This is a genomic window from Pseudomonas sp. LB3P93 (genome assembly GCF_054898025.1).
Window position 1 is genome coordinate 2704569 of record NZ_CM142713.1, and the last position, 12546, is coordinate 2717114.

Below are 12546 nucleotides of genomic sequence, written 5' to 3' on the forward strand. Positions count from 1 at the left end.
TCCATAAAACCAACAAGAATGTGGAGAAAGACTTTTCATGAAGACCAAGATCCGTTTTGCCTCACTGGCCTTGTCCCTGATGTTCGCCAGTGGCGCTGCACTCGCCGACATGAAGATCGGCGTCAGCATGTCCCAGTTCGATGACACCTGGCTGACCTACCTGCGCGAGTCCATGGACAAGAAAGCCAAGTCCTATCCCGACGGCGTCCAGTTGCAGTTCGAAGACGCGCGCAGCGACGTGGTCAAGCAGTTGAGCCAGGTCGAAAGCTTCATCAGCCAGAAAGTCGATGCCATCGTGGTCAACCCGGTGGACACCGCCGCCACCAAAAAAATTACTGAAGCCGCCGTCAAGGCCGGCATCCCGCTGGTCTACGTCAACCGTCGCCCGGATGACCTGAAGCTTCCCAAAGGCGTGGTCACGGTGGCCTCAAACGACCTCGAAGCCGGTGAAATGCAGATGCAGTACCTGGCCGACAAGATGGGTGGCAAGGGCGACATCGTGATTCTGTTGGGCGACCTCGCGAACAACTCCACCACCAACCGCACCAAAGGCGTCAAAGAGGTGCTGGCCAAATACCCGAACATCAAGATCGAGCAAGAGCAGACCGGCACCTGGCTGCGGGATAAAGGCATGACCCTGGTCAACGACTGGCTGACCCAGGGGCGCAAGTTCGATGCGGTCGTGGCCAACAACGACGAAATGGCCATTGGTGCCGCGATGGCCCTGCAACAGGCCGGCGTCGACAAGGGCAGTGTGCTGATCGCTGGCGTCGACGGCACGCCGGACGGCTTGAACGCGATCAAGAAAGGCAACATGGCGGTCTCGGTGTTCCAGGACGCCAAAGGTCAGGCGGATGGTTCGATTGACACCGCCGTGAAAATGGCCAAGAACGAACCGGTTGAACAGGCCGTGTGGGTGCCGTATCGCTTGATCACTCCGCAAAACGTCGACACGTTCAAATAGCCCGTCTGTTCAATAACAACAATAAGTACGCAAGGTTGCCACCGCGACCTTGCTGATGGAGTACCTGATCATGTTCGCTTCAGCGACTGCTTCGAGCACCCCGTTGGTGGGTATCCAGCCAACCGCAACACCTGTCGATGAGCCGTACCTGCTGGAGATCATCAACGTCAGCAAGGGTTTTCCCGGTGTGGTGGCGTTGTCCGATGTGCAGCTTCGGGTCCGCCCCGGCTCCGTCCTGGCGCTGATGGGCGAGAACGGCGCGGGCAAATCCACCCTGATGAAAATCATTGCCGGCATCTACCAGCCGGACGCCGGCGAACTGCGCCTGCGGGGCAAACCGGTGGTGTTCGACACGCCGCTGGCAGCACTTCAGGCCGGGATCGCGATGATCCACCAGGAACTCAACCTGATGCCGCACATGAGCATCGCCGAGAACATCTGGATCGGCCGCGAGCAACTCAACAGCCTGCACATGATCGACCACCGCGAGATGCACCGCTGCACCGCGAAATTGCTCGAACGCCTGCGGATCAACCTCGACCCGGAGGAGCAGGTCGGCAACCTGAGCATCGCCGAACGGCAGATGGTCGAGATCGCCAAGGCGGTGTCCTACGACTCCGACATCCTGATCATGGACGAACCAACCTCGGCCATTACCGACAAGGAAGTCGCGCACCTGTTTTCGATCATTGCCGACCTCAAGAGCCAGGGCAAAGGCATCATCTACATCACCCACAAAATGAATGAAGTGTTCGCCATCGCCGATGAAGTGGCGGTGTTCCGAGACGGCGCCTACATCGGCCTGCAACGGGCCGACAGCATGGACGGCGACAGCCTGATATCGATGATGGTCGGTCGCGAGCTGAGCCAGTTGTTCCCGGTGCGTGAGAAGCCTATCGGCGATCTGCTGCTGTCGGTGCGCGACCTCAAGCTGGACGGTATTTTCAAAGGTGTGTCCTTTGACCTGCATGCCGGCGAGATCCTCGGTATCGCCGGGCTGATGGGGTCGGGCCGGACCAACGTCGCCGAAGCGATTTTCGGCATTACCCCGAGTGATGGCGGCGAGATTCGCCTCGACGGCGAAGTGGTGCGCATCAGCGATCCCCACATGGCCATCGAGAAGGGCTTCGCGTTGCTGACCGAGGATCGCAAGCTCAGCGGCTTGTTCCCGTGCCTGTCGGTACTGGAGAACATGGAAATGGCGGTGCTGCCGCATTACGCCGGCCACGGTTTCATCCAGCAGAAAGCCCTGCGGGTCTTGTGCGAAGACATGTGCAAGAAGCTGCGGGTGAAAACCCCGTCACTTGAGCAGTGCATCGACACCTTGTCCGGCGGCAACCAGCAGAAAGCCCTGCTGGCGCGCTGGCTGATGACCAATCCACGAATCCTGATCCTCGACGAGCCGACCCGGGGTATCGATGTCGGCGCCAAGGCCGAGATCTACCGACTCATCTCCTACCTCGCCAGCGAAGGCATGGCGGTGATCATGATTTCTTCGGAGCTGCCGGAAGTGCTCGGCATGAGCGACCGAGTGATGGTCATGCACGAGGGCGACCTGATGGGCACCCTCGACCGCAGCGAAGCGACCCAGGAACGAGTCATGCAACTGGCCTCGGGCATGTCCGTACGCCATTGAGTCAAGGGTGAACAGAGCCCAAGGGGTAAGCAGAGTCCCTGGGTGCACAGAGTCCAGGGGTGAACAGAGTCCAGGGGTGAACAGGGATTCTGTGGCGAGGGAGCTTGCTCCCGCTGGGCTGCGAAGCAGCCCCAATGTCTCGGACATACCGTAAAACTGGCGAGCGCTGCGCACTCGAGCGGGAGCAAGCTCCCTCGCCACAGGTATGTAGTCGATGCCGGAATTCATTAGAAGGGTGAGTGGTTATGAACGCGATACTGGAAAACAAACCAGCAGCGGCACCGGTCAAGAGTCGCCGGCGCTTTCCGACCGAGTTGAGTATCTTCCTGGTGCTGATCGGCATCGGCCTGGTCTTCGAAGTCTTCGGCTGGATCGTGCGCGACCAGAGCTTCCTGATGAACTCCCAGCGCTTGGTGCTGATGATCCTGCAAGTGTCGATCATCGGCCTGCTGGCGATTGGCGTGACCCAGGTGATCATCACCACCGGTATCGACCTGTCCTCCGGTTCGGTGCTGGCGCTGTCGGCGATGATCGCGGCCAGTCTGGCCCAGACCTCGGATTTCGCCCGGGCGGTGTTTCCTTCGCTGACGGACTTGCCTGTGTGGATTCCGGTGATCGCCGGGCTCGGCGTGGGACTGCTCGCGGGTGCGATCAACGGCAGCATCATTGCCATCACCGGAATTCCGCCGTTCATTGCCACCCTTGGCATGATGGTGTCGGCGCGGGGCCTGGCGCGGTTCTACACCGAAGGCCAGCCGGTGAGCATGCTCTCGGATTCCTACACGGCCATCGGACATGGCGCCATGCCGGTGATCATTTTCCTGGTGGTCGCGGTGATCTTCCACATCGCCCTGCGCTATACCAAGTATGGCAAGTACACCTACGCCATCGGCGGCAACATGCAGGCGGCGCGTACTTCGGGGATCAACGTCAAGCGTCACCTGGTGATTGTCTACAGCATCGCCGGGTTGCTGGCAGGCCTGGCGGGTGTGGTCGCCTCGGCACGTGCCGCGACCGGGCAGGCGGGGATGGGCATGTCTTACGAGCTGGACGCGATTGCCGCGGCCGTGATCGGCGGTACCAGTCTGGCGGGCGGCGTCGGGCGCATTACCGGCACCGTGATCGGTGCCTTGATTCTCGGGGTAATGGCCAGCGGGTTTACCTTTGTCGGGGTTGATGCGTATATTCAGGACATCATCAAGGGACTGATTATTGTGGTGGCGGTGGTGATCGACCAATACCGCAACAAGCGTAAACTCAAGCGCTGAATCGTAGAACAGACAGCCAATGCGCCACGCCTGACCCGCGTGGCGCAGCCGTTTGTCTTCTCTATACAGCCGCTCGATTGAATTTCTTGCTATAAACGCACTCCGATAACCATCGCAAAGACTGCCGTAGAGCACTTTCCGGGCTTTGTCGGACAAATTCGCTGTCTTTTCAGTTGCTGAGGCCTCAAGTCGGCCTTAGACTGCCGCCCCTCGTAAATTGAGTGCCGGGTGGCGCTTGGAATAAACGGCGCCTTTCCGATGGCCAGACCAGGTCCGCCGGAATGCTCCCTAATTCGCCTTAATGCACGTTTTTTTATAGAGATATCAATGACAAAGGACAAGTTGCTGGCCATGCCGGCGGATGACTACATGAATGCCGAGCAACATGCTTTTTTCTCCAAGCTGTTGCAGAACATGAAAGTCGAAACCCATGAGCGCATCGAACAGAACCGCATCGCCATCGAGAGCCTGGACACCCCAGCCGATCCGGCCGACGCTGCTTCTGTCGAAGAAGAGCGCACTTGGCTGGTGAACGCGATCGATCGCGACCAGCGCATGCTGCCTCAGTTGGAACAGGCTCTGGAACGCATCAAAGAAGACAGCTTCGGCTGGTGCGACGACAGCGGCGAGGCCATCGGCCTGAAGCGTTTGCTGATCAGCCCGACCACCAAGTACTGCATCGAAGCTCAAGAGCGTCACGAACAGATCGACAAGCACCAGCGTCAGGCCTGATTCCGTAACGCCCCGCATCGCGGGCAATCCCGCTTCCACAGGTTCATCGTGAACTTTGTGGGAGCGGGCTTGCCCGCGATGCTTTTTGCCGTCTGCGAAAATCTCAGCCACTTCTGTTGATCTGCTGCAACGCCCACTACTAATGGACCATAGATAATGGCCTTGTAGTGGCGTTTAATGCCTGGACAACAATTAGAAGGTACATGGGGTGACGAAGATGACGAGAGACGGATCTCTGGTTGCGGCAGTGCCTGCACCAGTGTTTTTGCCGAAAAACCTTTGGCTGACGCCAACCCTGCAAACCATCGCCCTGATGCTTTTGCTGTGCGGCATGGCGCTGGGGGGCTGGTCGCTTTACCTTTGCCTGCCACTGGCCATTCTGGTTATCTGGCTGCCACGCCTGCGCTCACGCGCCACTCCCCAGGCAACTCCTGCCGACGGTGCCAGTGCCATCGCCGAGTTGACTCGCGATCTTTCCTACACCACCAGTCATAACGCTTTGTCGGCCGCAGGCGTGGCCTTTTCGGTCAAGCAACTGGCGGACAAATTGCAATCGCAACTCGACGCGGCGGCGCAAATCGTCAGCAACGCCGAAGTGATGATCGCGACCGAACAAGCCACTTCCAAACTCAGCCGCGAAGCCCTCAGTGCGGCCAGCGAAGCTCATCAGAGCAGCGCAGCAGGGCGTACGGAGCTGATTGAATCCATCAGCCGCATGCATCAGCTCAGTCAGCGCGCCAGCAGCAGTCGTGAACTGATCGAGGCACTGAGCCTGCGCAGTGACGATATTCAACGGGTCACTCTGGTGATTCAGTCGATCGCCAGCCAGACCAACCTGCTGGCCTTGAACGCCGCGATCGAAGCGGCCCGGGCCGGGGAACACGGTCGCGGGTTCGCGGTGGTGGCGGATGAGGTTCGCGGTCTGGCGGCGCGCACGGCGACGGCCACCGGCGAAGTCGGCGAGATGGTCGCCGATATCCAGCAACGCACGGCGCAAGTGGTGGAGCAGATCCGGCAGCTGTCCAGCGACCTCGACACCGGTGTCGAGCAGGTCGAGCACACCGGCCAGCACCTGGAAAACATTGCGCGTCTGGCCGCCGGCGTCGAGAGCCAGGTCGGCGAAATCGCCAAGGGTGCGGACACCAACCGCGAACAACTCGACAGCCTGTTCCACGCCATCGAACAGATGCGCAGCGACCTCGCGGTCAGCGACCAACAGACCCAGCGCCTGGCTCAGGCTGCCGTGCAAATGGAAGGTCAGGCCGAAACCATCAGCGAGCGCCTCGCCGAAGTCGGGCTGGATGACTACCACCAACGGATTTATGACCTGGCCCGCGAAGGCGCCAGCCAGATTGCCGCGCGCTTCGAAGCGGATATCGATCAGGGTCGTGTCAGCCTCGATGATCTGTTTGATCGCAGTTACCAGGCGATCCCCAACACCAGCCCCGCTAAATTTCAGACCCGTTTCGATCGTTATACCGATCAAGTCTTGCCGGCGATCCAGGAACCGTTGTTGCCGCGCCATGAAGGCCTGGTGTTTGCCATCGCTTGCACCCAGCAGGGTTACGTGCCGACCCACAACACACTCTTCAGTCAGCCGCTGACCGGCGACGCGCAGGTCGATACGGTACAAAACCGCACCAAGCGCAAATTCGCCGACCGCACCGGCATCCGCTGTGGCAGCCATCAGCAACCCGTGTTGTTGCAGACCTACACCCGCGACACCGGCGAACTGATGCACGACCTCTCGGTGCCGATCATGCTCAAGGGCCGGCATTGGGGTGGATTGCGCTTGGGCTACAAGCCCGAAAGTCCTCGCTAGAGGCGTGATGCTGGCTTTTGTGGCGAGGGAGCTTGCTCCCGTTGGGCTGCGAAGCGGCCCCAAGCTGGGCCTGCTACGCAGTCCAACGGGAGCAAGCTCCCTCGCCACAGGTTGATCGTTGGCTCAAGATAGGCGGGTCAGTGAATCTGGTGCATGCGCAGGTTCAGGTCGTCGACCACCCGCGCCCAATCGGCGTCTTCGCGCAATTGTTCTTTGAGGAAGCCTGCTTGTTGCGGCGTCCAGAACTCGGCATCGATGAGTTTCTTGTCGTCGGCCAAGGGGGAATGACTGGCGATGAAATCGTCGATGGCTTTCTCGCTGGAGTCCAGGCCGAGCTGGTCGAACAAACCTTTCAAGTCGTGTGTAGGTGAATCCATCTTCATCTCCTTGCGTGTCGCGTCGAATGCGAGATCTGAGGTGCGGCGTCATTGCATCTGAGGGGGCCGCGCTTCAGGAGTTCGATCACGATGTGGATAGCAGGAGAGAGCATAGACGGCAAATCCGACGATCAGGCTTTCAATGCACCGTTATCGACGGCAAGCTTCAGCTCCTTGGCGGCTTCCTGGGCGGCAACGGCGGCGACGTCCGAGGTCTTGAACCAGCGATCCTTCTCGACCTGGTGATACGTCACCGTGGTCAACGGTGGTTTGGCGCGCATGATGATGACTGCCTGGAATTCGCCTTCGACCTCTCTGGCTTCGCCCCGGATAAAAAATTCACCGATATCAAATTCCGTCACGTAGCTGCCTTCCCTTGAAAATATGTTGTTGTATTGAACGCCGTCCGTCCTGAGGACGGATTTCATTGGTCGGGCAGTATGGCAGTAGTTGCCTGCCGGCGGCTGAGTTAAGTCGCCGGTGTGACGAAACGTCTATAGGCATGAGCGCGGACGAATACGTCAGGCGCGAGACTCGAGTGAGCGGGCGAGGGCGCAGGCTTCGTTATGGCATCCACGGAAACCTCTTACACGGCCCGTGGAAATTTCCTTGATATGGAAGAAGGCGTTACCGGCCAGTACTACTTGAAAGCGTGGCAGCACAAAGCTTTCCGGCTGTAACTCATGTGGCTGGAACACCACCGGGAGCAAGGGCGCGGAGCTGTTTACGCGCGGTGCCTGGGAGGAAGCGAAGTGAGTCATTGTGCACATGTGAAGTCCTTTTCATTGTTTTGCCGACGTGTGTACGTCGTTTTGGGTAGTCTCGGTGAGCATGGCTGCTCTAGAATCACCCTCACTAGTGGGCGAATGGTGTTCATCTAAAGCAATTTTTTACTGGCGATATGTCGGAAAAGTGCTTTTTTTAAAGAGAATTTTCCCTAAAGTTGGTAATCCGGTTTCCTCTGGCTGTAAGAAGGGCGTTTTCCTTCAACATCTGACGACTTTCACAGAGGACGGCGCGAGGGGTATTCCAGTAACCTCACTGACCTCGCGAGGCATGAGCGCTCTGCTCGGCTCAGGATTTCAAACCGGGTCTTTCGGCAAACTTTCGGCATGGCCGCTTTTTTCTGCTGTGCGCTCCTTCTGCGTGCGGCATCATTTTCAGATGTGGGGATGTTTCCTTGGCAGTAAGTAATCTCGATATGCATGCTTTGTTCGTGCTGGGTGATTTGCGCGCAAAGCTGGTTAAACAGTTTCAGTCACGTTTCGTTTACATCACCGAACAGAACGCTGAAGGCATTTACATTGCCGAGATCGACACCGAAGAGGCGCTGGTGGTCGATGACAAACCCGGGCTCAAGCTCAAGGTCGGCGATCATTTCAGTGCTTCGGTATTGCCCAGTCGTGAAGGTGGCAAGCTCGACATCAAGTTCCGTGAAATCAAACTGACGGTGTACGGGCTGGGCGATTACGCCTTTGTCACCACCGCAGACGGTCACGCGATTGTGTTCAAGGAAGGTCATAGCGTGGTGATGGTCTTCGCCGCCCACCAGCAGTTGCAGGAAGGCCTGACCAAAACCCTGAAAGCCGTGACCGCCAAAGCCGCCAAGTGGCGCAAGGGCGAACTGATCACGTTCAAGGCCAGCGAGTAATGACCCTGACCCGCGCCGATTTCCACGAACAGAACCAGGCCAGCGCGCAAGTCGAAGCTCGTCGGCTGTTCGAGCAGAAGGCTGTTCTGCAGGGAGGCTGGCTGAGTTGGGTGGGGTCACAAATCTATTCGCTGCGCCCGGCGGCTTACGCCAGCATGGTAAGAAGAGAGCTGGCACGCTTGCAGGAAGTTTCCGAAAATTAAATCACGCCCCTCGAAAGCAGGAACCTCTACTACAGTCAGTTGACTGAGTATTCAGAGGCTTGCGGTCTTCTGTCAGGCCATCCTGCTATTGCTGTGAACAGCACGAGGTGCAAAAGCATGAAAGGATTTCGACGGTTGCTGGCCGTTGCCCTGGCCACGTTTGGCGTGTTGAGTTCATCCCTTCCGGTATCCGCTGCCCAGGCGCCGATCCACTTCGCCGACCTGAACTGGGAAAGTGGCAGCCTGATCACCGATATCCTGCGGATCATCGTCGAGAAGGGTTACGGCTTGCCGACCGATACCTTGCCCGGCACAACTATCACCCTGGAAACCGCACTGGCCAACAATGACATTCAGGTCATTGGCGAAGAGTGGGCCGGTCGCAGTCCGGTCTGGGTCAAGGCTGAAGCCGAGGGCAAAGTCGTGAGCCTGGGCGATACGGTCAAGGGGGCGACTGAAGGCTGGTGGGTGCCTGAATATGTGATCAAGGGCGACCCGGCCAAGGGCATCAAGCCACTGGCGCCCGGTTTGCGCAGTGTCAGCGACCTGCCCAAGTACAAGGACGTGTTCAGCGATCCGGAAAGCCCCGGCAAGGGACGCTTCCTCAACAGCCCGATTGGCTGGACGTCGGAAGTGGTGAACAAGCAGAAGCTCACGGCCTATGGCCTGAACAACAGCTATGTGAATTTCCGCAGCGGTTCCGGGGCTGCGCTGGATGCAGAGATCAGTTCGTCGATCCGTCGCGGTAAGCCGGTGCTGTTTTATTACTGGTCACCGACGCCGTTACTCGGGCGCTTCAAGCTGATTCAGCTGGAGGAGCCGCCCTTTGATGCCGAAGCCTGGAAAACCCTGACCGACGCTGACAACCCCAATCCGAAACCGACTCGCTCGCTGGCCTCGAAGCTGTCGATCGGCGTGTCGACGCCTTTTCAGAAGCAGTATCCGCAGATTGCCGATTTCTTCAGCAAGGTCGATTTTCCGATCGACCCATTGAACAAGGCGCTGGCTGAAATGAGCGAAAAACACACCCCGCCACGTCAGGCGGCGGAGGCGTTCATGAAGGCGCACCCGGAGGTGTGGCAGGCGTGGGTGCCCAAGGATGTGGCGGATAAGGTCTCTGCCAGTCTTCAGTGAGCCCTGTGGCGAGGGAGCTTGTCGGAACGCCGCACCGTCCCGTTCGGCTGCGCAGCAGTCGTAAACCTGCTTACGGTGAAAGAAAGTCAGGGCTGCTTCGCGGCCCAGCGGGAGCAAGCTCCCTCGCCACACGATATGTGCAAAATTAAAACCGGGTCTGCACCGCCAGCTCAAACGTGCGCGGTGTCCCGAGGTAATACGCCGGTGACACATGCGCAAACTCGGCGTACACCTCATTGGTCAAATTGCGCACCCGGCCAGTGACGGTGGTGTGCCGATCGACCTTGTAACTGACAAATGTGCCGTAGAGCGTGTACGACGGCACGGTCATGGTGTTGGCACTGTCGGCAAACACCGAGGCCACGTACCGCGCATCGACACCGCCTTGCCACTGCGATGAGAAGTCATAGGTCAGCCACAGATTGCCGACCCGGTCCGGCACGTTGGTGGGCGTGTTGCCCTTGCGTGAAACCACCACGCCAGCTGCATTCTTCTCGGTGAACTCGTCGTACTGCGCATCGACCCACGCGAAGTTGCCCTCTGCCAACAGCTTGTCGGTGATCCGCAGGGAGCTGGCCAGCTCGATCCCTTTGGAGGTCTGCTGCCCCACGGGAATGCTGGTGGTCGGGTCCAGTGGATCGGTCACGGCGAAATCCTTGCGCTCAATCGTGTACGCCGCCACCGTGGCCGAACCGCGCCCGTCCAGATAATCGAACTTGCTGCCGACTTCCCATTGCTTGCCGGTGGACACGTCGAAATCCTGCGTACCGTTGGGCTGTTCGGCGGCGGTGCTGTATTGCACGTAGACGTTGGCGGAGGGAATGAATTGGTAAGTCAGACCGACCCGACCGGTCACCGGCTCCCAGCTGCGTTTCAAATGCCGGGGATTGCTGGCGGTCACTTCCCGGTGATTGGTCACGTCCAGGTCGATATCGTCGTAACGCACACCGGTCAGCAACGCCAGTTTGTCGGTCAGCGCCAGACGGTTTTCGGCGAACAGGGCTTTGGTCGTCACCTCGTTGGTCTTGTCGCTGACAAACCCCGGTTTAGTGCCGGGGATGTCATAGAAGTGCCCCGGCTGAAAGTTGTTCGGGTTAACGGTGCTGGCACCTTTGACGTTCAACGGCGAGTTGGTGGTCTGGTTGACCTTGTACTCGAAACCGCCAGACCAGGTGGTGTCCAGGCCAAACAGCGAATTGTGATGACGCAGCTCGAACTGGTTGCCGTTCTGCTCGCCCTGATGCCGGACCTGATACGCGGTGGAGCGGTTCACCGCGCTGTTGTCGGCGTTGTACTGGTAGGTTTCCAGGTTGCGGTAATCACGCTGGCTGTCGAGGTGATAAAGGATGTTGCGCAGCGTGGTGCTGTCATTGATCCGGTAGTCGATGATCGAGCGAACCCAGATCGTGCGTTGCTCGTAACGCCCGTCCTCGACGTTGTAGTTGTTGAAGCGATTGTGCCTGTCGATTTTCAGTTCGCCGGCCTTGGGGTTGAGCACGGGCGTGCCCCAGTAAGGACTGTCTTCGTGTTCGTCCTGATATTCCAGCGCGAGAGTGTGGGACAGGTTTGGCGTCAGGTCGCTGAGCAGCGAGAACGCAACGCTCCAGGCATCGCGCTCCTGACGGTCGATGTAGCCATTTCCGGTGTTGTGGCTGACGTCGAGCCTCGCGTAGTGCTGCACGTCAGCGCCAGCCTCGCTGAGCGCGTGGTTGAGGCCGAACGCGGTCTCGGTGGTGTCATAAGTCCTGTAGCTGACGCGACCTTCGGCCGCTTGTTCTTCGCGGGTCGCAAGTTTGGTCACGTAGTTCAATGAGCCGCCCACGGAGCCGGCGCCATTGATCAGCGACGACGGACCGCCCACCAGTTCCACCCGATCATAAATCCACGCATCCACCGGCCGGGCGAGGCCGCCGGAGACGTTGATGCCGTTGAACATCTGGGTAATCTGGCTGCTGGTGAACCCCCGGTAGGAGACAAACCCGCCGAAACCCGGCGGTGCACTGGCATTGACGCCGGGCAAGGTGTTGGCGGCGTCCTGAAAGTTTTGCGCGCCATGGCGCTCGATGTCGTTGCGGTCGGCGATGGCCACCGACGCCGGGGTTTCACGCACACTCAGACCCAAACGTGAGGCCATGCCGCTGGATTGATCGAGGCTCAGGCCCGGCTCGGCCGTCGCTTCGCCATCAATGGTGATGGGCGCGAGGTCGACGGTGGGTTGCGCCCAGGCGTTAACAGACAGGCAGCCGCACAGGCTGGCCAGTAAAGGAATGCGTTTCATCGATGAATCCTGAGTTTTTGTCTAGGAAACAGCGCACAGGCAAACGTCACGCGTTGGCGCGATGGGCTGTCGAAAAGGCGAAGAAACTCAGGCGAAAGGTGGGGCGCGAGGATTGGCCGAGGGCCAAGTGAAGCGGGCAGGGAGGTCAGCGCTGGCGACGACGGCCAAGGGCGGACTGTGTTGTTCCGGGAGGATCGCCAGGGTCAGGCTGGAGTTGAGCGCCGGGCCCATGCCGCCGGTGGAACACAGCGGGCAACCGAAGGCCTTGGAAAGGGTCGGCAGGTTGTCGTCGGAGGTGTTCGATGAGACTGGCGTCTGGGTGGTGGGGGCCACCGAACAGAATTGGCCGCCGATGCCGTTGAGCTGCATCCCGACCATTTGCCCGTGACCGATACTGCAGGCGAACACGTTGAACAGGACGCAGCAATAAAGCATCCAGGCCATCAATGTGCGATCAGTTCGGGCGAATTTCATGGAGCGG

General features: G+C 59.2%; 13 protein-coding genes. 8 read left to right on the plus strand and 5 right to left on the minus strand.

Translation table 11 applies throughout. The annotated features are described in order from the left end of the window. The first annotated feature begins 37 nt into the window (after positions 1-37). The 5 genes from ACYZT8_RS12175 to ACYZT8_RS12195 all read left to right on the plus strand — a co-directional run bounded on the left by ACYZT8_RS12175 (position 38) and on the right by ACYZT8_RS12195 (position 6422). Positions 38-964, plus strand: coding sequence for a sugar ABC transporter substrate-binding protein (locus ACYZT8_RS12175; protein WP_461981405.1), 927 nt, complete (start codon positions 38-40; stop codon positions 962-964). 70 nt (positions 965-1034) lie between these two features. After that, entirely contained in the window at positions 1035-2600 is a 1566-nt protein-coding gene (locus tag ACYZT8_RS12180) for a sugar ABC transporter ATP-binding protein (RefSeq protein WP_461981407.1), read from the plus strand. A gap of 245 nt (positions 2601-2845) precedes the next feature. After that, entirely contained in the window at positions 2846-3868 is a 1023-nt protein-coding gene (locus ACYZT8_RS12185; protein WP_461981409.1) for an ABC transporter permease, read from the plus strand. Between the two features lie 327 nt (positions 3869-4195). Continuing rightward, positions 4196-4600, plus strand: a complete 405-nt coding sequence (locus tag ACYZT8_RS12190) for a TraR/DksA C4-type zinc finger protein (RefSeq protein WP_133836065.1) — start codon at positions 4196-4198, stop codon at positions 4598-4600. 598 nt (positions 4601-5198) lie between these two features. Further along, positions 5199-6422, plus strand: coding sequence for a methyl-accepting chemotaxis protein (locus tag ACYZT8_RS12195; RefSeq protein ID WP_461982434.1), 1224 nt, complete (start codon positions 5199-5201; stop codon positions 6420-6422). Positions 6423-6559: 137 nt separating this feature from the next. On the opposite strand, the gene ACYZT8_RS12200 is transcribed toward ACYZT8_RS12195, so the two are convergent. The 3 genes from ACYZT8_RS12200 to ACYZT8_RS12210 form a co-directional block, all read right to left on the minus strand. Further along, positions 6560-6799, minus strand: a complete 240-nt coding sequence (locus ACYZT8_RS12200; RefSeq protein ID WP_033057641.1) for a DUF2789 domain-containing protein — start codon at positions 6797-6799, stop codon at positions 6560-6562. 131 nt (positions 6800-6930) lie between these two features. Next, positions 6931-7161, minus strand: a complete 231-nt coding sequence (locus ACYZT8_RS12205) for a hypothetical protein (RefSeq protein ID WP_461981412.1) — start codon at positions 7159-7161, stop codon at positions 6931-6933. A gap of 159 nt (positions 7162-7320) precedes the next feature. Beyond that, complete coding sequence (locus ACYZT8_RS12210; protein ID WP_461981414.1) at positions 7321-7569, minus strand: hypothetical protein; 249 nt, start codon at positions 7567-7569, stop codon at positions 7321-7323. A gap of 410 nt (positions 7570-7979) precedes the next feature. On the opposite strand from ACYZT8_RS12210, the gene ACYZT8_RS12215 reads away from it, so the two are divergent. The 3 genes from ACYZT8_RS12215 to ACYZT8_RS12225 all read left to right on the plus strand — a co-directional run bounded on the left by ACYZT8_RS12215 (position 7980) and on the right by ACYZT8_RS12225 (position 9787). Then, positions 7980-8450 (plus strand): hypothetical protein, encoded by a 471-nt coding sequence (locus tag ACYZT8_RS12215; protein ID WP_131060197.1) that lies wholly within the window; start codon positions 7980-7982, stop codon positions 8448-8450. Continuing rightward, positions 8450-8653: a hypothetical protein gene (locus ACYZT8_RS12220; protein ID WP_461981416.1), complete on the plus strand. Its 204-nt coding sequence runs from the start codon at positions 8450-8452 to the stop codon at positions 8651-8653. The genes ACYZT8_RS12215 and ACYZT8_RS12220 overlap by 1 nt, the downstream gene beginning before the upstream one ends. A 117-nt stretch (positions 8654-8770) precedes the next feature. After that, positions 8771-9787, plus strand: coding sequence for an ABC transporter substrate-binding protein (locus tag ACYZT8_RS12225; RefSeq protein ID WP_461981418.1), 1017 nt, complete (start codon positions 8771-8773; stop codon positions 9785-9787). A gap of 145 nt (positions 9788-9932) precedes the next feature. Here the strand turns inward: ACYZT8_RS12225 and ACYZT8_RS12230 are convergent, their stop codons facing one another. Continuing rightward, a complete protein-coding gene (locus ACYZT8_RS12230; protein ID WP_461981420.1) occupies positions 9933-12065 on the minus strand; it encodes a TonB-dependent receptor in 2133 nt (710 codons plus the stop codon). 87 nt (positions 12066-12152) lie between these two features. After that, positions 12153-12539 (minus strand): DUF2946 domain-containing protein, encoded by a 387-nt coding sequence (locus ACYZT8_RS12235; RefSeq protein WP_461981422.1) that lies wholly within the window; start codon positions 12537-12539, stop codon positions 12153-12155. Between the last annotated feature and the right edge of the window lie 7 nt (positions 12540-12546).

Coding starts and splice junctions, on each gene's coding strand:
- ACYZT8_RS12175 (WP_461981405.1), top strand. CDS start 38: ATGAAGACCAAGATCCGTTTTGCCTCACTGGCCTTGTCCCTGATGTTC.
- ACYZT8_RS12180 (WP_461981407.1), top strand. CDS start 1,035: ATGTTCGCTTCAGCGACTGCTTCGAGCACCCCGTTGGTGGGTATCCAG.
- ACYZT8_RS12185 (WP_461981409.1), top strand. CDS start 2,846: ATGAACGCGATACTGGAAAACAAACCAGCAGCGGCACCGGTCAAGAGT.
- ACYZT8_RS12190 (WP_133836065.1), top strand. CDS start 4,196: ATGACAAAGGACAAGTTGCTGGCCATGCCGGCGGATGACTACATGAAT.
- ACYZT8_RS12195 (WP_461982434.1), top strand. CDS start 5,199: ATGATCGCGACCGAACAAGCCACTTCCAAACTCAGCCGCGAAGCCCTC.
- ACYZT8_RS12200 (WP_033057641.1), bottom strand. CDS start 6,799: ATGGATTCACCTACACACGACTTGAAAGGTTTGTTCGACCAGCTCGGC.
- ACYZT8_RS12210 (WP_461981414.1), bottom strand. CDS start 7,569: ATGTGCACAATGACTCACTTCGCTTCCTCCCAGGCACCGCGCGTAAAC.
- ACYZT8_RS12220 (WP_461981416.1), top strand. CDS start 8,450: ATGACCCTGACCCGCGCCGATTTCCACGAACAGAACCAGGCCAGCGCG.
- ACYZT8_RS12225 (WP_461981418.1), top strand. CDS start 8,771: ATGAAAGGATTTCGACGGTTGCTGGCCGTTGCCCTGGCCACGTTTGGC.
- ACYZT8_RS12230 (WP_461981420.1), bottom strand. CDS start 12,065: ATGAAACGCATTCCTTTACTGGCCAGCCTGTGCGGCTGCCTGTCTGTT.
- ACYZT8_RS12235 (WP_461981422.1), bottom strand. CDS start 12,539: ATGAAATTCGCCCGAACTGATCGCACATTGATGGCCTGGATGCTTTAT.